22 protein-coding genes are annotated in these 17,593 nt (G+C 72.6%); 11 read left to right on the top strand and 11 right to left on the bottom strand.

Annotated features, from left to right (window positions below):
• Positions 1–4: 4 nt before the first annotated feature.
• Positions 5–979 (top strand): LLM class flavin-dependent oxidoreductase, encoded by a 975-nt coding sequence (locus tag ACFQ11_RS11000; protein WP_378297919.1) that lies wholly within the window; start codon positions 5–7, stop codon positions 977–979.
• Positions 980–1,030: 51 nt separating this feature from the next.
• Here the strand turns inward: ACFQ11_RS11000 and ACFQ11_RS10995 are convergent, their stop codons facing one another.
• The 3 genes from ACFQ11_RS10995 to ACFQ11_RS10985 all read right to left on the bottom strand — a co-directional run bounded on the left by ACFQ11_RS10995 (position 1,031) and on the right by ACFQ11_RS10985 (position 4,027).
• Positions 1,031–1,420: an SCO5389 family protein gene (locus ACFQ11_RS10995; RefSeq protein WP_378297917.1), complete on the bottom strand. Its 390-nt coding sequence runs from the start codon at positions 1,418–1,420 to the stop codon at positions 1,031–1,033.
• A gap of 105 nt (positions 1,421–1,525) precedes the next feature.
• A complete protein-coding gene (locus tag ACFQ11_RS10990; protein WP_378297916.1) occupies positions 1,526–1,717 on the bottom strand; it encodes a hypothetical protein in 192 nt (63 codons plus the stop codon).
• Positions 1,718–1,849: 132 nt separating this feature from the next.
• Positions 1,850–4,027: an MMPL family transporter gene (locus ACFQ11_RS10985; RefSeq protein WP_378297915.1), complete on the bottom strand. Its 2,178-nt coding sequence runs from the start codon at positions 4,025–4,027 to the stop codon at positions 1,850–1,852.
• A 124-nt stretch (positions 4,028–4,151) separates the two neighbouring features.
• Here ACFQ11_RS10985 and ACFQ11_RS10980 point away from each other — a divergent pair, with 124 nt between their 5' ends.
• The 6 genes from ACFQ11_RS10980 to ACFQ11_RS10955 all read left to right on the top strand — a co-directional run bounded on the left by ACFQ11_RS10980 (position 4,152) and on the right by ACFQ11_RS10955 (position 9,345).
• Entirely contained in the window at positions 4,152–4,760 is a 609-nt protein-coding gene (locus ACFQ11_RS10980; RefSeq protein ID WP_378297913.1) for a TetR/AcrR family transcriptional regulator, read from the top strand.
• A gap of 41 nt (positions 4,761–4,801) precedes the next feature.
• Positions 4,802–5,482 carry an endonuclease NucS gene (gene nucS / locus ACFQ11_RS10975; RefSeq protein ID WP_378297912.1) on the top strand — a complete coding sequence of 227 codons (681 nt, stop codon included), beginning with the start codon at positions 4,802–4,804 and terminating at the stop codon, positions 5,480–5,482.
• A gap of 82 nt (positions 5,483–5,564) precedes the next feature.
• On the top strand, positions 5,565–6,641 hold the full coding sequence (locus tag ACFQ11_RS10970; RefSeq protein WP_378297911.1) for a WD40 repeat domain-containing protein: 1,077 nt from the start codon (positions 5,565–5,567) through the stop codon (positions 6,639–6,641).
• Between the two features lie 22 nt (positions 6,642–6,663).
• Positions 6,664–7,956 (top strand): hypothetical protein, encoded by a 1,293-nt coding sequence (locus tag ACFQ11_RS10965; RefSeq protein WP_378297910.1) that lies wholly within the window; start codon positions 6,664–6,666, stop codon positions 7,954–7,956.
• A gap of 110 nt (positions 7,957–8,066) precedes the next feature.
• The gene (locus ACFQ11_RS10960; protein ID WP_378297909.1) at positions 8,067–8,513 is read left to right on the top strand and encodes a hypothetical protein; all 447 of its coding nucleotides are present in this window, start codon (positions 8,067–8,069) and stop codon (positions 8,511–8,513) included.
• A gap of 100 nt (positions 8,514–8,613) precedes the next feature.
• The gene (locus tag ACFQ11_RS10955; RefSeq protein ID WP_378297908.1) at positions 8,614–9,345 is read left to right on the top strand and encodes a maleylpyruvate isomerase family mycothiol-dependent enzyme; all 732 of its coding nucleotides are present in this window, start codon (positions 8,614–8,616) and stop codon (positions 9,343–9,345) included.
• On the opposite strand, the gene ACFQ11_RS10950 is transcribed toward ACFQ11_RS10955, so the two are convergent.
• From ACFQ11_RS10950 to ACFQ11_RS10940, 3 genes are read right to left on the bottom strand one after another with little or no spacing between them, the layout of a single operon-like run.
• A complete protein-coding gene (locus ACFQ11_RS10950; protein ID WP_378297907.1) occupies positions 9,346–9,516 on the bottom strand; it encodes a DUF397 domain-containing protein in 171 nt (56 codons plus the stop codon).
• Positions 9,513–9,689 (bottom strand): DUF397 domain-containing protein, encoded by a 177-nt coding sequence (locus ACFQ11_RS10945; protein WP_378297906.1) that lies wholly within the window; start codon positions 9,687–9,689, stop codon positions 9,513–9,515. The genes ACFQ11_RS10950 and ACFQ11_RS10945 overlap by 4 nt, the downstream gene beginning before the upstream one ends.
• Positions 9,686–10,498, bottom strand: a complete 813-nt coding sequence (locus ACFQ11_RS10940) for a helix-turn-helix domain-containing protein (protein WP_378297905.1) — start codon at positions 10,496–10,498, stop codon at positions 9,686–9,688. Before ACFQ11_RS10940 ends, ACFQ11_RS10945 begins: the two co-directional genes overlap by 4 nt.
• Positions 10,499–10,632: 134 nt before the next feature.
• Here ACFQ11_RS10940 and ACFQ11_RS10935 point away from each other — a divergent pair, with 134 nt between their 5' ends.
• Entirely contained in the window at positions 10,633–11,001 is a 369-nt protein-coding gene (locus ACFQ11_RS10935; protein ID WP_378297904.1) for an ATP-binding protein, read from the top strand.
• Positions 11,002–11,222: 221 nt separating this feature from the next.
• Here ACFQ11_RS10935 and aac(3) read toward each other — a convergent pair whose 3' ends face one another.
• From aac(3) to ACFQ11_RS10915, 4 genes are all read right to left on the bottom strand, one after another.
• A complete protein-coding gene (gene aac(3), locus ACFQ11_RS10930) occupies positions 11,223–12,074 on the bottom strand; it encodes an aminoglycoside 3-N-acetyltransferase (RefSeq protein WP_378297903.1) in 852 nt (283 codons plus the stop codon).
• A 62-nt stretch (positions 12,075–12,136) separates the two neighbouring features.
• Positions 12,137–13,096, bottom strand: coding sequence for a class A beta-lactamase (gene bla, locus ACFQ11_RS10925; RefSeq protein WP_378297902.1), 960 nt, complete (start codon positions 13,094–13,096; stop codon positions 12,137–12,139).
• Between the two features lie 174 nt (positions 13,097–13,270).
• Positions 13,271–13,705, bottom strand: coding sequence for an SRPBCC family protein (locus ACFQ11_RS10920; RefSeq protein ID WP_378297901.1), 435 nt, complete (start codon positions 13,703–13,705; stop codon positions 13,271–13,273).
• The gene (locus ACFQ11_RS10915; protein WP_378297900.1) at positions 13,702–14,058 is read right to left on the bottom strand and encodes an ArsR/SmtB family transcription factor; all 357 of its coding nucleotides are present in this window, start codon (positions 14,056–14,058) and stop codon (positions 13,702–13,704) included. The genes ACFQ11_RS10920 and ACFQ11_RS10915 overlap by 4 nt, the downstream gene beginning before the upstream one ends.
• A 95-nt stretch (positions 14,059–14,153) precedes the next feature.
• Here ACFQ11_RS10915 and ACFQ11_RS10910 point away from each other — a divergent pair, with 95 nt between their 5' ends.
• Together ACFQ11_RS10910 and ACFQ11_RS10905 are read left to right on the top strand one after the other, a co-directional pair.
• The gene (locus ACFQ11_RS10910) at positions 14,154–14,744 is read left to right on the top strand and encodes a TetR/AcrR family transcriptional regulator (protein WP_378297899.1); all 591 of its coding nucleotides are present in this window, start codon (positions 14,154–14,156) and stop codon (positions 14,742–14,744) included.
• A gap of 1 nt (position 14,745) precedes the next feature.
• A complete protein-coding gene (locus ACFQ11_RS10905) occupies positions 14,746–15,534 on the top strand; it encodes a site-2 protease family protein (protein ID WP_378297898.1) in 789 nt (262 codons plus the stop codon).
• 43 nt (positions 15,535–15,577) lie between these two features.
• On the opposite strand, the gene ACFQ11_RS10900 is transcribed toward ACFQ11_RS10905, so the two are convergent.
• Positions 15,578–16,114, bottom strand: a complete 537-nt coding sequence (locus tag ACFQ11_RS10900) for a PadR family transcriptional regulator (protein WP_378297897.1) — start codon at positions 16,112–16,114, stop codon at positions 15,578–15,580.
• 134 nt (positions 16,115–16,248) lie between these two features.
• On the opposite strand from ACFQ11_RS10900, the gene ACFQ11_RS10895 reads away from it, so the two are divergent.
• Positions 16,249–17,583, top strand: a complete 1,335-nt coding sequence (locus ACFQ11_RS10895) for a carotenoid oxygenase family protein (protein WP_378297896.1) — start codon at positions 16,249–16,251, stop codon at positions 17,581–17,583.
• Positions 17,584–17,593 lie beyond the last annotated feature (10 nt).

Genomic DNA, 17,593 nt, shown 5'->3' with positions numbered 1-17,593 from the left:
GGACGTGCGCTTCGGAATCTTCCTTCTCGCCGCCCGCTTCCCCGGCCAGGACGACGCCGCCGCCCTGGCCCGCACGGTCGAGGCGGCCGTCGCCGCCGAGCGGGCCGGCTTCGACGACGTGTGGCTGGCCGAGCACCATTTCATGACGTACGGGGTCGTGCCGTCCGCGACGGTCATGGCCGGGCATCTGCTGGGGGTGACGCGGCGCGTCCACGTCGGGACGGCCGTCAGCGTGCTGTCCACGCAGCACCCGGTCGCGCTCGCCGAGCAGGCCGCGCTGCTGTCGCTGGTGTCGGGCGGGCGGTTCCGGCTCGGCGTCGGGCGCGGCGGCCCGTGGCGGGACCTCGAGGTGTTCGGCACCGGGCTCCCCCGCTACGAGCACGGGTTCGCCGAGTCCCTCGACCTCCTGCTCGCGTGGCTCCGTTCCGACCGGGTGTCGTGGACGGGCGAGCACTTCCGGTTCCGGGAGGTTCCGGTGGTGCCGCGGGCGCCCGCCCCGCCTCCGGTCGCGGTGGCCTGCACGTCCCGCGAGACGGAGCGGCTGGCGTCGTCCCGCGGGCTGCCGATGCTGCTGGGCATGCACGTCGGCGACGAGGAGAAGGCCGCGGCGGTCGAACGTCACGGCGTCCCGGACGTCCCGCACGTCTCCGTGCATCTCGCGCAGGTCGCGGACACGCGGGACGAGGCCGTCGGGCTGCTGCTCGACGGGATGCCGCCGTGGCTCGGGCCGGGCCTGGACGGGTACGTCCCCGTGGACGATCGCCCGCGCCCGTCCCGCGACCCGCTCGCCTACACCCGCCGCATGTGCGACCTGCATCCGGTCGGTTCCCCGGACGACTGCGCGGCCGCGCTCGCCGCCACCGCGGAACGCACCGGGATCGGCCACTTCGTCCTGCTCGTCGAGGCCGCCGGTTCCCACCGCGCGACCCTCGACAACATCGCGCGCCTCGGCGCCGAGGTGCTCCCCCGCCTCCGCTGAACGACGGACGGCCCCGCCCGTCCGGCCGGACGGGCGGGGCCGGTTCGCGCGTCAGCAGTCGCGCAGTTCCGGCGACTGGTTGAGAATCTGCTCGCGCGCGGTGATGAATTTCGCGCGGGCCGCCGGGTCGCCGTCCGCCGGGAACACGGCGACGCGGTGGCAGTTCTGGAACGCGAGCTTCACGCCGAAGTAGCGCTCCAGGGTGCCGCGCATGGCGTCGCTGGCCAGCACGCGCAGCAGCTGCCCGCGCGCCTGCTCGTCCGGCGGCGGCGTCAGGTTGTCGGCGAAGTCGCCGCCGTCCACCTGCAGCCGGGCCACCAGCCCGCTGATCATCTCCCACGCGTACGGGAGGGACGTTTTGATGCAGTCGACGAACGCGGCGTCGTCGACTTCGCCGCGCTGTGCCGTTTCGAGGAGTTCCGGGGTCACGTCAAGGGACATTCTCGGGTCCTTTCGCAGACGGATGACACCGGTCATCGACGCTAATCACGCCTCCCGGCAATTTCCAGGCTTGACAGTCGCACTGACTTGCGCGTCCCGGGACGTTCAGCGCGCGGGCGCCGCGCCGCGCCGGCGCGTCGCCGCCGTACGCGGCCGCCCGATCCGGCCGGGCATCCGGTCCGCCCAGTACTCGCGGGTGCGCCGGGCGGCCCGCCCGGCGCGGGCGCGGTCGCCTTCGGCCCGCATGTCCCGCGCCCGCTCCCGCATGACCGCGAACATGATGTCGTTGTGGTACACGACTTTCCCTCCGTCCGCCGGGCCGCGACTCCGGCCCGACATCTATGAGGTTCGCCCTAAGGCGGCCGTCCCCACATCGGCACGACGCCTTACTCCTGTGGGGACGGACGCCTTAGCCGTGCACCGGGCGCCTCAGGCGCGGGCGGATTCGGACGCGCGGCCGGGTGCGGGTCCGGTGTCGTCCAGGGCGGTGTCGTCCAGGGCGGTGCCCTCCAGGGCGGTGCCGTCCAGGGCGGTGCCCTCCAGGTCCATGTGCGGGACGATCCGGTCGAGCGGGCGCGGGAACCACCAGGCGGCGCGGCCCAGCAGCGCCATGGCGGCGGGCACGAGGCCCATCCGGACGACGAACGCGTCCACGGCGACGCCGACCGCGAGCGCGAACCCCATCGACTGGACGATCGGGTCGTGCGAGAGGACGAACCCGCCGAACACCGCGATCATGATGAGCGCGGCGGCCGTCACGACGCGGGCGCCGTCCGCGAAGCCCGAGACGACGGCCGTGCGGGCGTCCGCGCCCTTCGCGTACTCCTCGCGCATCCGCGACACCAGGAACACCTGGTAGTCCATCGCGAGCCCGAACAGGACGCTGATCAGCAGGATCGGCAGGAAGCTCGCGACCGGCCCGACCTTGTTCACCGGGACGGCGTCGGCGAGCCACCCCCACTGGTAGACGGCGACGACGGCGCCGAGGGACGCGGCGACGCTGAGCAGGAAGCCCGCGACGGCCTTGAGCGGGACGAGCACCGAGCGGAACGCGAGCGTCAGCAGGGCCAGCGAGAGCACCGTGATGACGGCGAGGAACGGCGGGAGCGCGTCGCCCAGCTTCCGGGAGACGTCGATGTTCGCGGCGGTGGTGCCGGTGACGGCGACGCCCGGTTCGGCGCGCATCGCCTCGACGAGGTTCTCGGTCGCCTCGGTGTCCGGGCCGTGCTCGGGGATGACGGTGACCGCGGCGGTGCGGCCGTCCGGTGACGTGCCGGGCGGCAGGACGGCCGCGACGCCGGGCAGCGCGGAGATGTGCGCGACCGCCCGCCGCGCCGCGGCGGGACCGCCGTCCACGACGGCGATCAGCGGCCCGTTGAAGCCGGGGCCGAATCCCTCGGCCGTCAGGTCGTCGGCCTGGCGCGCGGTGGTGCTCTCGGGGTAGGAGCCGGCGCCGGGCAGGCCGAGCCGCAGGTCGTGGGCGGGGACGGCCGTGATCCCGATCAGCGCGAGGCCGGCGAGCAGGACGGGCACCGGGCGGCGCACGACGAGCCGCGCCCAGCGCGCGCCGCCCCCGGCCGCGCCGTCCCGGGCGTCCCCGCGCAGCCCGGGGACGCGGAACCGGGTGACGGCGCGGCCCGCGAAGCCGAGCAGCGCGGGCAGCAGGGTGACGGCGCCGAGCACCGCGACGATCACCGCGCCGGCCGCCGACAGGCCCATGACGGTGAGGAACGGGACGCCCGCGACGGCGAGCCCGGCGAGGGCGACCACGACCGTGGCGCCCGCGAACACGACGGCGCCGCCCGCGGTGGCGACGGCGAGCGCGGCGGCGTCCTCGGGGCCGAGCCCGGCGGCGAGGTTCTGCCGGTGCCGCGACAGCACGAACAGCGCGTAGTCGATCCCGACGGCCATCCCGATCATCAGCGCGAGGACCGGCGCGGTCGAGATGATCTCCAGCGGGCCGGTGAGCGCGTACAGCCCGGCCATCCCGACGCCGACGCCGGCGAGCGCGCTGAGCAGCGGCAGCCCGGCCGCGACGAGCGACCCGAACGTGATCAGCAGGACGACGACCGCGACGCCGACGCCGATGATCTCGCCGGCCCCGCCGACCTCGACCGCCGGCATGAAGGCGTCCCCGCCGAACTCGACGCGCAGGTCGCCGGACGCCGCGGCCGCCGCGTCCCGCACCGCCTCCCGCGGCCCGTCCCCCAGGTCGTCGAGGCGCTGGTCGAACACGACCTGCACGATCGCGACGCGCCCGTCCGGCGAGACGGCCCCGGCGGCGAACGGGTCGACGGCCCGCGCGACGTCCGGCGCCCGCCCGACCTCGCGGACGACCGGACGGACGTCGCGGGGGTCGAGCCGTTCCCCGTGCGGCGCCGCGAGGACGACCCGTCCGGAGGCGTTCGCGTACTCGGGCAGGGTCCCGGCGATGCGGTCGAGGGTCTCCTGCGCCTCGGTGCCGGGGACGCGGTACTCCTCGCTCACCTCCCCCGCGAACGCGGCGGCGGCGCCGCCGAGCGCGGCGAGCAGCGCGAGCCAGATCGCGAGCACGGCGACGCGCCGCCGGTAGGCGAGGCGTCCCAGCCGCTGCAGCAGGTTCGTCATGCGGTCGTCCCCCTTGAACGTCGGTGGTCCCGCCGCCGAATGTACGCCCGACTGAGTCACTCGAACAAGTCGAGTGACAATGTCCGTGCCGGCACGTCCCCGGGCCTCGGTAACCTTGGGTGCCATGGCGCACGTCCCCGCCGCCGAGCGGCGTCCCCAGCTCGTCGAGGCGGCCATCGGCCTGATGGCGCGCAAGGGCGTCGAGGCCGCCAGCACCCGGGCCATCGCCGCCGAACTGGGCGTCGCGCAGGCGACCGTCCACTACACGTTCGGCACGAAGCGCGACCTGTACGGCGCGATCGTCGAGCGGCTCGCCGGCGAGATGATCGACCGGGTGTGCGCCGCGGCGCCCGCCGAGGCCGCGCCCGGTGCCGCGGGATTCGCGGCGTCCGTCCAGATCATGGCGCGGGCGCTGTGGGACGCCTACGCCGAGCGCCCCGGACGCTTCCGCGTGTTCGACGAGCTGACCACCATCGGCTCCCGCGACCCCGACATCCGGGAGGCGCTGCACGAGCATCAGCTCGCCATGGAGCGGACCGCCGCCGACCTCGTCACCGGCCTCGCCGCGGAGACCGGCGTCACGCTCGCCACCGACGCCGAGGCGATCGCGCGGTTCTTCCTCAACGGCTTCGACGGGCTGGTCAACCGGCACCTCATCACCGACGACGGCACGCACGGCGCCGACCTCGACCGACTGATCGCCGCGGTGGTCCACCTCGCCGTGGACGGCTGAACCGGGCACCGGCACCCGCCGGCCGCACTAAGCTCGGGCGGGTGCGTCTCGTCATCGCCCGCTGCAGCGTCGATTACGCCGGCAAGCTCACCGCCCATCTCCCGATGGCCCCCCGCCTGGTCCTGATCAAGGCGGACGGCAGCGTGAGCGTCCATGCCGACGACCGCGCCTACAAGCCGCTGAACTGGATGAACCCGCCGTGCTCCCTGCGCGAGGAGCCGTACACCGACAACGGCGCCGTCGCGCGCTGGACGGTCACCCACGGCAAGTCGGGCGAGCGGCTGATCCTCACGATCGAGGAGATCCTGCACGACAGCAGCCACGAACTGGGCCTGGACCCGGGCCTGCGGAAGGACGGCGTCGAGGCGCACCTCCAGGAGCTCCTCGCCGAGCACATCACCACCCTCGGCGACGGCTACACGCTCATCAGGCGCGAGTACCCGACCGCGATCGGCCCCGTCGACATCCTCTGCCGGGACGCCGACAGCGCCACGGTCGCGGTCGAGATCAAGCGCCGGGGCGAGATCGACGGCGTCGAGCAGCTCACCCGCTACCTCGAACTCCTCAACCGCGACCCGCACCTCGCGCCCGTCCGCGGCGTGTTCGCCGCGCAGGAGATCAAGCCGCAGGCGCGCGTCCTCGCCGCCGACCGCGGCATCCACTGCGTCACCCTCGACTACGACGCGCTCCGCGGCATCGAGCACGAGGGCACCCTCTTCTGAGCCCGGCCGTCCCGTCACCGGAAAGACACCTTCGTTCGCCAGACTGTGCACCGGCGGGCGCACGGACGGACGGGGTGGGCACGTGGCGGATCGGAGCGGCCTGCGCGGCGCGCGGGCGGCGGCGACGCTGACCGGGCACCGGCGCGACGTCGACGCGGTCGACGTCACCGCCGACGCCCGCCTCGCCGCGACCGGCGGCGACGACGGGATCCGGCTGTGGAACCCCGGAACCGGTGCCCCGCTGGGCGCACTCGCCGCCCCCCGCATGAGCGTGGCGTCGCTGTGCCTGAGCGCCGACGGGACCCGGCTCCTGTCCGGCGCCTGGTCGGGCGAGGTGCGGCTCTGGGACACCCGCACCGGCGAGTGCCTGCGCGTCCTGCCGGACAACCACGCGCTGCTCGATCCCGCCCGCTGGTCGCCGGACTCCGGCGGCTGCACCCGCATCGCCCTGCCCGGCGGCGGCACCCTGCCGGACGACGTCGTCATCGGCGGCGCGCACGTCGGGTTCGGCCCCGGGGAGCGGTCCGCGGTGGTCGGCGGCGTCGACGGCATCGTCCGGGTCTGGGACCTCGGCACGGGCGCGGTCGTCCACGCGATGGACGCCGCGGGAGGTGCGCGCGGCCTCGTCCCGGACGACGTCCGGATCGGGGCCGTCGCGGTCGCGGGCGGCCGGCTCGCCGCGTCCGCCCATCCGGACGGGGTGCGGCTGTGGGACGCCGCCGGCGGGCGCGGCGGGCGCGTCCTCCGCGTCCCGGGCGCGGAGCGGCGGCGGCCGTCGGCGCTGTGCCTGAGCCCCCGCGGACGGTACGCGCTGGCCGGCGACAGGGACACGAGCCTCCTGCACCTGTGGGACGTCGCCACCGGACGGCACGTGCGGACGCTCGACGGACGGGTCATGTGGTCGTTCGGTGTCGCGTTCGCCGCGGGCGACCGGTTCGCCGTGTCGGCTCATGTGGACGGCGTCCACGTGTGGGACGTCGCCCGCGGCGAGCGTCTCCGGGTCCTCGGCGAGCGGGACGGGCGCGGCGCGTCCTGCGTCGCGGCGACCCCGGACGGCCGGTTCGTGCTCGCGGGCGACCACGACGGGACCGTCCGGGTGTGGGAACTCGGCTGGCGGCCGTCATCGGACGTTCACCCCGGCGGCGCTGACATCCAGTGAACAATCGTGTACATGTAACTGGGTGAGGGCCCTCCTGCGCACCCCCGGCCTCCGGGCGAAACTGCTCTTCACGGCCCTGGCCGTGCTGCTCTACCGGCTCGGGCAGAACCTGCCGAGCCCCGGCGCGGACGTCGCGGCGCTCCGCGACGCCGCCGCCGCGGCCGCCCGCGACGACCCGATGTACGCCCTGCTCGACCTGCTCACCGGCGGCGGCCTGCCGCACCTGTCCGTCCTCGGCCTCGGCGTGTTCCCGCACGTCGCCGCGGCCGTCGCGATGGGCCTGCTCACCGGCGCCGTGCCCCGGCTGCGGGCGCTCGCCGCCGATCCGGACGGCGCCGTCCGGATCGGCCGGTACGTCGACGTCCTCGCCGTCGCGCTGGGCGCCGCGATGGGCACCGCCGTGGCATTCGCGGCGGCGCGGGGACGCCTTCCCGGCGGGGACGTCCTGACCGGCGCGGGCCCCGTCGCGGTCGCCGCGTCCATGACGGCCGGGACGGCGATCACCGCGTGGCTGCTCGGGCTGATCGCCGCGCGCGGCTTCGGCCACGGCCTCGCCCTGCTGTTCTTCACGCAGGTCTGCGCCGTCTTCCCCCGCCTCCTGGCGGACGTGCGGGAGACCGAGGGCACCGGGGCGTTCGCCGCCGCGCTCGCCGTCGCCCCGCTCACGGCCCTGCTCGCCGTCGCGGCGCTGATCGTCCTCACGCAGGCCGAGCGGCGGGTGCCCGTCCAGTACGCCCGCAGGATGGTCGGCGTCCGCGCACCCCGGAGCGAGACGGTCTACATCCCCGTCCACCTCCACCGCACCGGGCTCCGCGCGGTACTGATCGCGCTCGCCCTCCTCCACCTGCCCGCGCTCGCCGCCCGCCTGTGGCCCGGCGGCGGGCTTCCCGACGGCCTCTGGACGGCGCCCAAGCACGGCAGCGCGTGGTTCATGCTCGCCCTGTTCGCGGTCGCCGTCCTCGTGAAGGCCGCGTCCCCGCTGGGAGCCCTGGACGTCGACGGCACCGCGAACCGGCTCACGCGCGAGGGCGCGTTCGTCCCCGGGATCCGCCCCGGACGCCCGACCGCCGAGTACCTCGCGTACGTGCGGACGCGCGTCGGGTTCGCGACCCCGTTCGTCCTCGGGACCCTCGCGGTGCTGCCCCACGCGGCGCTCGCCCTGGCCGGGGTCCGCGCGACGCACGTCGGCACGTCCGTCCTGATCCTCCTCGGCGCCGGGCTCGGCACCGCGACCCGCACCACGAGGCAGGCCGTGCTCGAACAGAAAATGCACGAATACGCGCCCTACCTTCCGACGAGTTCCAGGAAAAACTGAAACCGCGCTGCACCGGACGGAATTGTTCGGCGAACGGACCGGACACGTTAACGCGGAACGCCGTCCGTGCTGCGAAACTGCGACCGTCCGACCAGCGGAGAGGGAATCCCATGCGCCCCAGAACGCGAACGGCCGCGGCACTCCTGCCCGTCCTCGCCCTGACCGTGGCCTGCCAGGACCAGCCCGAGAACGCGCTCTGGCAGATCCAGCCCGGCATGACCGTCTACATCGACGGATGGGACCAGGACAACGAGGTGGGCGACCAGGCATTGGTGGAGCAGAAGAGCTCGCAGATGTGGGTGATCCCCCGGAACGCGGAATTCCGCTACTCCCCCGGCGGCGGCTTCACCGTCGAAGTGAAACTCGACCGCGCACGCGGGTTCGTCGTCACGGACCTGGGCGGCGTGCGGGTCGGCCGCGACCACGACTCCTGCCTCGAGGACGGCGAGACCTACGCGTCCCTCGACGTCCGGCCCGACGCCCTTCGCTGGGAACAGAACGTGGACGAGGGCGGCGGGAGCAACGACGACTGCGTCGTGGGCCCCGACTACGACTGATCGCCCGACCGGCCGGCACCGCGCTCCCCGAAGCCGACCACGCGACCGTCCGGCCCGCTCGCCCCTGGTTGAACAGAACGCGCTTCGGTACCGTGGCGCCATGGACGTCTTCGACGATCTGGCGGCGGAGTTCGATCGGCTCGACGAGGTCCTCACGGGCCTGGACGCCCCGGACTGGGAACGTCCGTCCGCGTGCGCGGGATGGTCGATCGCCGACGTGGTGCTCCACCTGGCGCAGACCAACGAACTCGTGCTCGCCTCCATCGAGGGACGGGACTCGCTGCTCGAACGCGAGCCCGGCGTCGCCCTGGACGACATGATGGACCGCCTCGTCGCGGACGACCGCGGAACGGCCCCCGGAGACCTGCTCGCCCGCTGGCGGACCTCCGCGTACGGATCGCTGGACTCACTGCGGACCTGCGACCGCGGGGCGAAGCTCACGTGGGTCGCCGCACCCCTGTCTCCCCGGACGCTCGCCACGACGCGCATCGCCGAGCACTGGGCGCACGCGCTCGACATCACCGACCCGCTCGGCGCCGCCTACCCCGACACCTCCCGGCTGCGGCACATCGCCTGGCTCGCCCACCGCAGCCTCCCGTACGCGCTGTCGGCGGCGGGCGTCCAGGCCGGGCCCGTCCGGTGCGAACTGACCGGCCCCGACGGCGAACGCTGGGAGTACGGCGACCCGGAGGCCGAGTCGGTGATCCGCGGCCCCGCCGCCGAGTTCTGCCGCGTCGGCGCCCGCCGCCTCCCCGCCGACCGGTCGACGCTGGTCACGGACGGGCCGCACGCCGCCCTCGCGCTCCGCCACCTGCGGAACTACGCGCTCTGACTACCGCTTCATCTCGTCCAGCAACGCCCGGAACGCGGCGCCACCGAGCACAAGATGCCCACCCTCGGGCCTCTTACTGTCCCGAACCCCGACCCCATGAGGCAGCGCGGCAACTTCCACGCACGCGTCCCCCTGTGACTCGCTTCGGCGAGACTTGCGCCACTGAGTCATTTCCACTGCTTTACCAGCCTGCGGAAGGCAGCGGGCGTGAGGGTCAAGTGACCGCCGTCAGGGTCCTTGCTATCACGCACCCCCACCCCGTCCGGAAGCGCGGCGAGCTCCACGCATTGGGCGGACGTCCCGTCTACGGAGCGGCTTGCTTTACGCCAAACAAGATGTGTCACCCTAGCGCCTCCATAGATCGCTGAATCAGCTCTTCCGTGGAGTCCACGGGAAGCGCCTTCGCTCCAATGCGCTCGAAGCGCATCCTCAATGCACGTGCACCATCGACATCTCGGATAAGCCGCCCACCTGTCGCGGCCTCAATATAACCGATCTCCCCCTCGCGCACAGTCATGATCTTGAAAGCACCGTCCAGTGCTTCGGAAGCCCCGGAGCGGCGGGGGACGATACGCATGGTGATGTTGGGTCGACTTGCCGACTCCTGAAGGTGTGCGAGTTGGGCGCACATGACCTCCCTTCCACCGACAGGCCACGTCAGAACATTCTCGGAAATTAGGACCCAGAGTTCCGGCGGCTCAGGTCGGGCAAGGATCTTTTGGCGTGCGAGACGGCCAGCAAGAGCCTTTTTCACCACATCTTCGCCGTTATATCCGCTCTCTAGGAGCGATCGGGCGTAGTCGGGCGTCTGAAGAAGGGCAGGGATCACCTGCCCGTTGAACATTTGAACCATTGAGGCGCGACCTTCGAAGTTCGTGTAGGTCGCCAACCACTGCGGCTCGGGGGCGAGCCGGGCATACCACAAGGCCACCGCGAAGAACTTGCCCAGTCTCCACTCTTTGTCCAGTTTCGCCGCTTGCTTCTCCGTCAAGCGCGCCTCTCCCGTCTCCAGTCTGGAAATCGTGGCGCGCGAGCAGTTGAGCAGCTTGGCCACCGCGTCGCCGGAGAGGCTGCGCTCGATGCGTTGATAGCGCAGTTGGTAGGCGATCCATGCCCACATGCTCGCCATCGGGTCGGGGGGTTCGTTCGTCATCTGCCCGGCCTTTCAAGATCGGCGCTTTTCCAGATTTTGCGGGGGCACGCGACAACGGTAAGCCGCCGGGCGCACTCTGTCACCGGGAATCGACAATCGGTGAGGTGACCATGTCCGGCGAGCCACATACCCTCGTGATCAAGGCGGATGCGGGGGCGATCAAGCAGGTGCGCGACTTCGTCGCGGTGACGTTCGGGGCGTGGCGGCTGGACGACGACGTCGCCCGGACCGTGATCAGCGAGCTGGCCACCAACGCGATCCGGCACGGGTCCCGGGCGGGCGACCCCGTGGTCGTCCGGGCCTACCGGCGGGACGACGGCGCGGCCGTGGTGGAGGCGTGGGACGTGTCGGACGCGCCGCCGATCGTCCGTCCGGTGAACTTCGCCGCGGAATCGGGGCGCGGGCTCCTGCTCATCGAGGCGCTCGTGCGCCGCTGGGGCACCCGTCCGCTGAGCGAGGGCGGGAAGGTCGTGTGGGCCGAACTCGAACCGGTGCCCGCGTGAACGAGGGCGTGCTGCTGCTCTTCCTGCGGCGAATCTTCCCCGAGTGGACGATCGCGCGGGATCGGCACGGCGTGTGGCGCGCGACGGGCCGCGTCCACATCTCGGCGTCCTCCAGCGACGGCCTGCTGGAGTTGCTCGCCGCGGCGGAACCCGCGGCGGCGGAGCGGGTGACGCGCTTCTTCGGCTCGTGCGGCGAGCCCGCCGGGGCCAGGGCGCTGCGCTCAGGGGTTCGCGAGTCTGCTCTCGATCCAGTCGACGCCGAAGGTCACGACGTCGGCCGCCTCGAACAGGTGGCTGGTCGCGGCGCCGACCCGTCCACGTCGTCCGTGCCCGGCGGCGAGCATGTCGCGGGCGATGACCTCGAAGGCGTCCTGCCCCTCGGGCACGACCGGGGTGTAGTCGAACGCGCCGTTCTCGGAGTCGATGTCGTGGAAGCGCCGCCAGACGCGCTCGCCGTCCACGGTGATCGGCTGCTCGTAGTCGACGAACCGCTTCCCCGGCGCCTCGGCGAGGGCCTCCGCGTGGTGCAGCAGCGTCAGGGTGTCGAGCGGTGCGCCCAGCAGCAGCACCCGGCCGCCACGGGCGGCCAGGCGGGCCAGCGGGCTGCCGGGACCGTGCGGGTCGTCCCACGGGTGGTCGTCCATCAGGGAGTGGGCCGCCGGGCCGAGAGCGGCGAAGCTGACGTCGGGGTGACGGCTGCGTACCGCTCCCGGCCGGCGGCGCAGGGCTTCGGGCAACCGGCCGTTGCTGTGGTCGGCCTCGCTGACCTGCGGGTCGTAGGCGGGATGCTCGGCGCGCACGGCCGCCTGCCAATCGGCGGGCCAGTCGGTGAAGGCGTAGGGCGGGGCGTCGTTCCAGCCGCAGGTGACCATCAGGGTGCCCTCCGCGCCGACCGCGTCCCGCAGCGCGTCGATGACCGTCGGGGCGCCGCCCGCGACGTACCCCAGCGCCGACATCCGGGTGTGGAACATCACGATGTCGCCCTCGGCCACGCCCAACTTCCCCAGGTCGCGGACGAGTCCGCTGCGGGTGACGGGACCGCCGGAGCGCTTGAGGAGATCTAGGACGTCCATGACCGGAAACTATGCGCAGCCTCCGCGACCGGCCAACCGCTTTTACGGCACGCCCGACACCGTCAGAGGCGGCCGAGGGCCCGGGCCAGGATGGTCGCCGTGTCGGCGATCACCTTGTCGTCGGCCGGGCTGTCGTCGGTGGTGCGGTTGGTGAGGACGGACATGATCATCGGCGCCTTCGTCCCGGGCGACCAGACGATCGCGATGTCGTTGGCGGTGCCGTGGTTCGACGCGCCGCCGGTGCCGGTCTTGTCGCCGACCGTCCAGTCCTCGGGCAGCCCGGCCTTGATCCGCTTCGCTCCGGTCAGGCTGGCCTTCAGCCAGCCGACGAGCCGCGCCCTGTCGCGGGGGTGCAGGGCCTTGCCGGTGGTGAGTTCGGTGAAGGTGCGGGCGGACGCCGCGGGGGTGGTGGTGTCGCGGACCTCGCCGGGTTCCCACTCGGTCAGGTAGGGCTCGGGACGGTCGAGGCGGCTGACCCGGTCGCCGAGGGAGCGGAAGTACCCCGTCAGGCCGGACGGCCCGCCGATCTGCTTCAGCAGCGTGTTGCCCGCGAAGCCGTCGGACTTGGTGATCCCCGCGCGGCACAGCTGCGCGGGCGTCATGCCGGTGTCGGTGTACTCGGTGGTCTCCGGCGAGTTCCCGGTCAGCCCGGCCATGTCGTCGGGCTTCCAGCGGATCACCTCGTCCATGAGCCCGGGGCTTTCGGTTCGCGCCTTGTGCAGGACGGCGGAGCACGCGAACACCTTGAACATCGAGTTGAACGGGAAGCGTTCGTCGGCGCGGTAGCCGACGGTCCTGCCGGTCGCCAGGTCGATGCCCACCGCGCCGATGCGCACGCCGCGGGTCTTCTCCAGTTCCCGCAGTTCCTTCTTCAGACCGGCGTTCGAGCCGATGCGGCCGGCGTCGGCGGCGGGGATCGCGACGCGGGTGTCGGTGGGGGCGGCTCCGCAGGCGGCGCCGCCGAGCAGCGCGCAGGTGGTCAGTGCCGCGACGCCCAGTCGCAGCCGAAAGGGTCGAGTCATGCGGGCTAGAAGATCACCGACATGCGAGCGTGTCCAATACTGGTATGGATCAGCTCCCGATATTGGAATGGATATAGAGGCTCGTCACCCGTCCGTCAGGTGCGCTCGGGCGGTCTTCCGAGAAGGACGCGGCACGGCGGTCGCGGCCATCGGGACGGGTGGCGAGGGCGGCGGCTACTTCGCGGGCTCGTCCGCGAGGAGGTCCTGGAGTGCGCGCAGGACGCCGGTGCGCCAGCCGCTGTCCATGCCCTTGAACGCGAACTGCTGCGCGGGGTCGTCCAGGTCGAAGCCGCGGTGCTCGATGAACAGGCGCGTGCCGGTGCCCTCGGCGGCCAGCCGCCAGGTGACGGTGGTGTCGAGGCCGCCGCCGCCCCAGGAGATCCGCAGCAGCCGCCCCTCGTCGATCTCGAGGACTTCGCAGTCGATCGTCCCGTCGAAGTCGATGTTCGGGATGGGACGGGTCGTGAAGGTGAACCGGTGGCCGACGGCCGGCTCGAAGTCGTTCGGCATCAGCCAGCGGGCCAGCAGGTCCCGGTCGGTGAGCGCGCGCCAGACCTGCGCGGGCGGGTGCGGCAGGAACTCGTCGACCTCGATCGCGTGCTCGTTCATGCGGGCTCCTCGTTTCCGTCGTGTTCGGTGTTCTCGTGGTGTTCGCGGGATTCGTCGTCCAGCAGGGTGCGCAGGTCGGACAGCCGCGCGCGCCAGAACCGCTCGTACGGGGTGAGCCATTCCGACAGTTCCATCAGCGGCTCCGGTTCGAGCGTGTAGAGGCGCCGCCGGCCCTCGCGGCGCTCGGTGACCAGCCCGGCGCCGCGCAGGACGCGCAGATGCTCCGAGACGCTCGGGCGGCTCATCGCGAAGTGCGCGGCGAGCTCGTTCACCGAGCGCGGGCCGTCCAGGAGGAGGGTGGTCAGCTCGCGCCGCACCGGGCTGGCCAGTGCGGCGAAGACGTCGTTCGCCATGCGCCCCACAATAGGTAGGGAGTTCCCTACGCGTCAAGCGTAGGGAACTCCCTACGCATCACGGGCAGGGGCGACGGCCCGGTAATGTTCAGGGCATGCCCCCGGTCGCCTCCGACGCCACGCGCGAGCGCATCATCGACGCCGCCGAAGAGTGCTTCGGCCGCTTCGGGGTGGCCAAGACCACCGTCGAGGACATCGCCGCCGCCGCGAACCTGTCGCGGGCGACGGTCTACCGGGCCGTCACCGGGGGACGCGACGAACTGATCCTCGCCGTCGTGGTGCGCGACCTGCTGCGTTTCCTCGACCACCTCGCCGAGCGGCTCCGCAGGGAGCGGTCGGTGCCGGAGGCGATCGTCGAGGGCACGCTGGACGCGGTCGAGTACGTCCGCGACGCGCCGACGATCGCGCACTTCCTCGTGCCGGAGGCGGCGGGGCACATGCAGGCGGCCGTGGCGGGGGCGGCCGAGCACGTCCTCGAACTGTGCTGCGAGTACGTCCGGCCCCACTTCGAGCGCGCGCAGCGGCAGCGGACGCTCAGGCCGGACATCGAGGTGGAGGGCACGGTGGAGTTCCTCTTCCGGATCATCACCTCGCTGATCGTGATGGACCGCGACCGGGACGCCGACGGGCTGCGCCGCTTCCTGCGCACCTACGTCGTCCCGGCCATCGCGGCGGAAGGGGCATGACATGACGGACATCGCGCACGGAACGCGGGGAGGTTCGGCGGTCCGGCCGAGCCCGGTGTTCCTGGTGATCGTGGCGGCGACGGCCCTGGCGGGGCTGATCACGTGGCGGTACGGGCAGATCACCGACCAGCCGGCCCGGATCGCGCTGTTCGTGTTCGTGCTGGCGGGTTGGATCGTGTCGCTGTGCCTGCACGAGTTCGGGCACGCCTACATGGCGTTCCGCTCCGGCGACCACGGCATCGCCACCAAGGGCTACCTGACGCTCAACCCGTTCAAGTACGCCGACACGGTGCTGAGCTTCGCGATCCCGGTGCTGTTCATCCTGCTCGGCGGGATCGGCCTGCCCGGCGGCGCGGTGTGGATCGACCGGCACTCGATCCGCGGGAAGATCCGGCACAGCCTGATCTCGGCGGCCGGGCCGCTGTCGAACATCCTGTTCGCCGTCGTCCTGGCCGTCCTGCTCAACACCCTCGCGGACGACTCCCACAGCGTCTTCTGGGTCGGCGTGGCGTTCCTGGCGTTCCTTCAGGTGACGGCCGCGATCCTGAACCTGCTGCCGATCCCGGGCCTGGACGGCTTCGGGATCATCGAGCCGTACCTGCCGCGGAGCTGGGTGCGGCAGGCGAGCCAGTACGCGGGGTACGCGTTCCTGGTGCTGGTGGCGCTGCTGTGGCTCGGCCCCATCAACGAGGGCTTCTTCAACCTCGTCTACTACGTCACCGACGCGATCGGCCTCGAGGAGCTCCAGATCGCGATCGGCCACGCCCTGTTCCAGTTCTGGCAGGAGTGACCCGGGCGCCTCGGCCCCGCGAGGTTCCGGACGTCCGCCCGCGCTACCGGACGGACTCGTCGAACGTCCGCATCTCGGTGCGGGCCCACTCGAACCAGTCGCGGCGCATCGCGATGGACCGCCTGCCGTACTCGATGACGAGCCGTCCGTAGCGCGAGAGGTCGTCGTCGTCCCAGTCCACGGTCTCGTCGAGGACGGCGAGATCGTCCAGGGCGTCGTCGAGCCGGGCGGCCTGGGCCCGCATGTACTCCTGCGCCTCCTGCGGGGTGACCGTGCCGAGCAGGAACACCCGCAGCAGCGTCTCGTCGCGCATCGGCTTCTTGGGCTCGACCTCCACCAGCCAGCGGTGCAGCTCGGCCCGCCCGGCGTCGGTGATCGAGTACTCCCTGCGCCCGCGGGGCCCCTCGGCGGCCGCGTCGATGAGCCCGGCGTCGGCGAGCTTCCCCAGTTCGCCGTAGAGCTGGCTCTGCGTGGCCGGCCAGACGTTCGCCAGCGAGATCTCGAACATCTTCAGCAGGTCGTAGCCGCTGGCACCGTCCAGTTCGGCGATCAGTCCCAGCACGGCGTATCGCAGGCTCATGGCGTCCACCCTACATTTCTTTCTTGACATGTCAGAACAGGAATGTCTAAATTCGACCTGTCAGAAGTGGAATATGCTCGCGAGGCGGCTCCACGCGCCGGAACGGGCCCCCGGACGAAGAGGCAGGACCCACCATGACCCAGGACACCGGCATGTGGCTCGACGGGCATCTCGCCCCCGTCCCGGACGAGATCGAGGCACTGGACCTCCCCGTCACGGGCGCCCTCCCGCCCGAGCTGACCGGACGCTACTTCCGCAACGGCCCCAACCCGCCGCCGGGACGGCCGAGCGGCCACTGGTTCGCCGGCCCGGGGATGCTGCACGGCGTGCGGCTCCGCGCCGGCCGCGCCGAGTGGTACCGCAACCGCTGGGTCCGGACCCGGGAGCTCACCGAGGACGCCCCGTACATGCGGGACGACGGGACCCTCGACCTCACCGCCGTCCCCGCGAACACCCACGTCGTCCGGCACGCCGGCGAGATCCTCGCGCTGGTGGAGGCCGGGCTCCCCCACGCGGTGACGCCGGACCTCGACACGCTCGGGATCCGCGACTTCGGCGGGCGCCTCACCACCGCGATGACCGCGCACCCCAAGCGGGACCCGGCGACCGGCGAGCTGCTGTTCTTCGGCTACGGCGTCTTCCCGCCGCACCTCACCTACCACCGTCTCGCGGCGGACGGGCGTCTCGTGGAGAGCCGCGAGATCGAGGTGCCCGCGGGGACGATGATGCACGACTTCGCGATCACCGAGAACCACGTCGTCTGGCTCGACCTGCCCGTCGTCTTCGACGCCGACCTGGCGATGGCCGACGTCTCCTTGCCGTTCCGCTGGGACGACGCGTACGGGGCGCGGCTCGGCGTCATGCCCCGGGACGCCGCCGGGGACGTCCGCTGGTTCGACGTCGACCCGTGCTACGTCTTCCACGTCGGGAACGCGCACGAGGACGCGGCCGGCCGGATCGTCCTCGACGGGGTGCGCTACGCCCCCCGCGAGTTCACCGCCCTGTGGGAGCGGATCGGCGGGTCCGCCGACCCGGTCCGGGCGGCCGCGGTGTTCGACGCCGCCCGCCTGCACCGCTGGACGCTCGATCCCGCGACCGGACGGGCCGCCGAGGAGCCGCTGGACGACCGGGCCGTCGAGTTCCCCACCCACGACGACGCCCGCACGGGCCTGCCGCACCGGTACCTCTACACCGTGTCCGGCAGCGCGATCGTGAAGTACGACGTGCGGGACGGCTCGTCGTCCACGCACGCGTTCGACGGGGACGTGCACGTGGGCGAGGCGGTGTTCGTCCCGGCCGAGGGGGCGCGCGCAGAGGACGAGGGCTGGCTGCTGTCGATCGTCTCCGGCTCGTCCGGCGCGGACCTCGTCGTCCTGGACGCGACGGACGTCGCCCGGACCGTCGCGTCCGTCCGGCTGCCCCGCCGGGTTCCGGCCGGGTTCCACGGGAACTGGATCCCCGACGCCTGACCCCTCGGGG

Source organism: Actinomadura sediminis, assembly GCF_042675525.1.
Lineage (GTDB): Bacteria > Actinomycetota > Actinomycetes > Streptosporangiales > Streptosporangiaceae > Spirillospora > Spirillospora sediminis.
Note: the sequence above shows the minus strand (reverse complement) of the source record. Positions and strands in the feature narration are given on the sequence as shown.

Excerpts from the sequence above, each read along its gene's own strand:
- ACFQ11_RS10995 (WP_378297917.1), bottom strand. The coding sequence starts at position 1,420 with ATGTCCCTTGACGTGACCCCGGAACTCCTCGAAACGGCACAGCGCGGC.
- ACFQ11_RS10985 (WP_378297915.1), bottom strand. The coding sequence starts at position 4,027 with ATGACGAACCTGCTGCAGCGGCTGGGACGCCTCGCCTACCGGCGGCGC.
- ACFQ11_RS10980 (WP_378297913.1), top strand. The coding sequence starts at position 4,152 with ATGGCGCACGTCCCCGCCGCCGAGCGGCGTCCCCAGCTCGTCGAGGCG.
- ACFQ11_RS10960 (WP_378297909.1), top strand. The coding sequence starts at position 8,067 with ATGCGCCCCAGAACGCGAACGGCCGCGGCACTCCTGCCCGTCCTCGCC.
- ACFQ11_RS10955 (WP_378297908.1), top strand. The coding sequence starts at position 8,614 with ATGGACGTCTTCGACGATCTGGCGGCGGAGTTCGATCGGCTCGACGAG.
- ACFQ11_RS10950 (WP_378297907.1), bottom strand. The coding sequence starts at position 9,516 with ATGACTCAGTGGCGCAAGTCTCGCCGAAGCGAGTCACAGGGGGACGCG.
- ACFQ11_RS10940 (WP_378297905.1), bottom strand. The coding sequence starts at position 10,498 with ATGACGAACGAACCCCCCGACCCGATGGCGAGCATGTGGGCATGGATC.
- bla (WP_378297902.1), bottom strand. The coding sequence starts at position 13,096 with ATGACTCGACCCTTTCGGCTGCGACTGGGCGTCGCGGCACTGACCACC.
- ACFQ11_RS10920 (WP_378297901.1), bottom strand. The coding sequence starts at position 13,705 with ATGAACGAGCACGCGATCGAGGTCGACGAGTTCCTGCCGCACCCGCCC.
- ACFQ11_RS10915 (WP_378297900.1), bottom strand. The coding sequence starts at position 14,058 with ATGGCGAACGACGTCTTCGCCGCACTGGCCAGCCCGGTGCGGCGCGAG.
- ACFQ11_RS10910 (WP_378297899.1), top strand. The coding sequence starts at position 14,154 with ATGCCCCCGGTCGCCTCCGACGCCACGCGCGAGCGCATCATCGACGCC.
- ACFQ11_RS10905 (WP_378297898.1), top strand. The coding sequence starts at position 14,746 with ATGACGGACATCGCGCACGGAACGCGGGGAGGTTCGGCGGTCCGGCCG.
- ACFQ11_RS10900 (WP_378297897.1), bottom strand. The coding sequence starts at position 16,114 with ATGAGCCTGCGATACGCCGTGCTGGGACTGATCGCCGAACTGGACGGT.
- ACFQ11_RS10895 (WP_378297896.1), top strand. The coding sequence starts at position 16,249 with ATGACCCAGGACACCGGCATGTGGCTCGACGGGCATCTCGCCCCCGTC.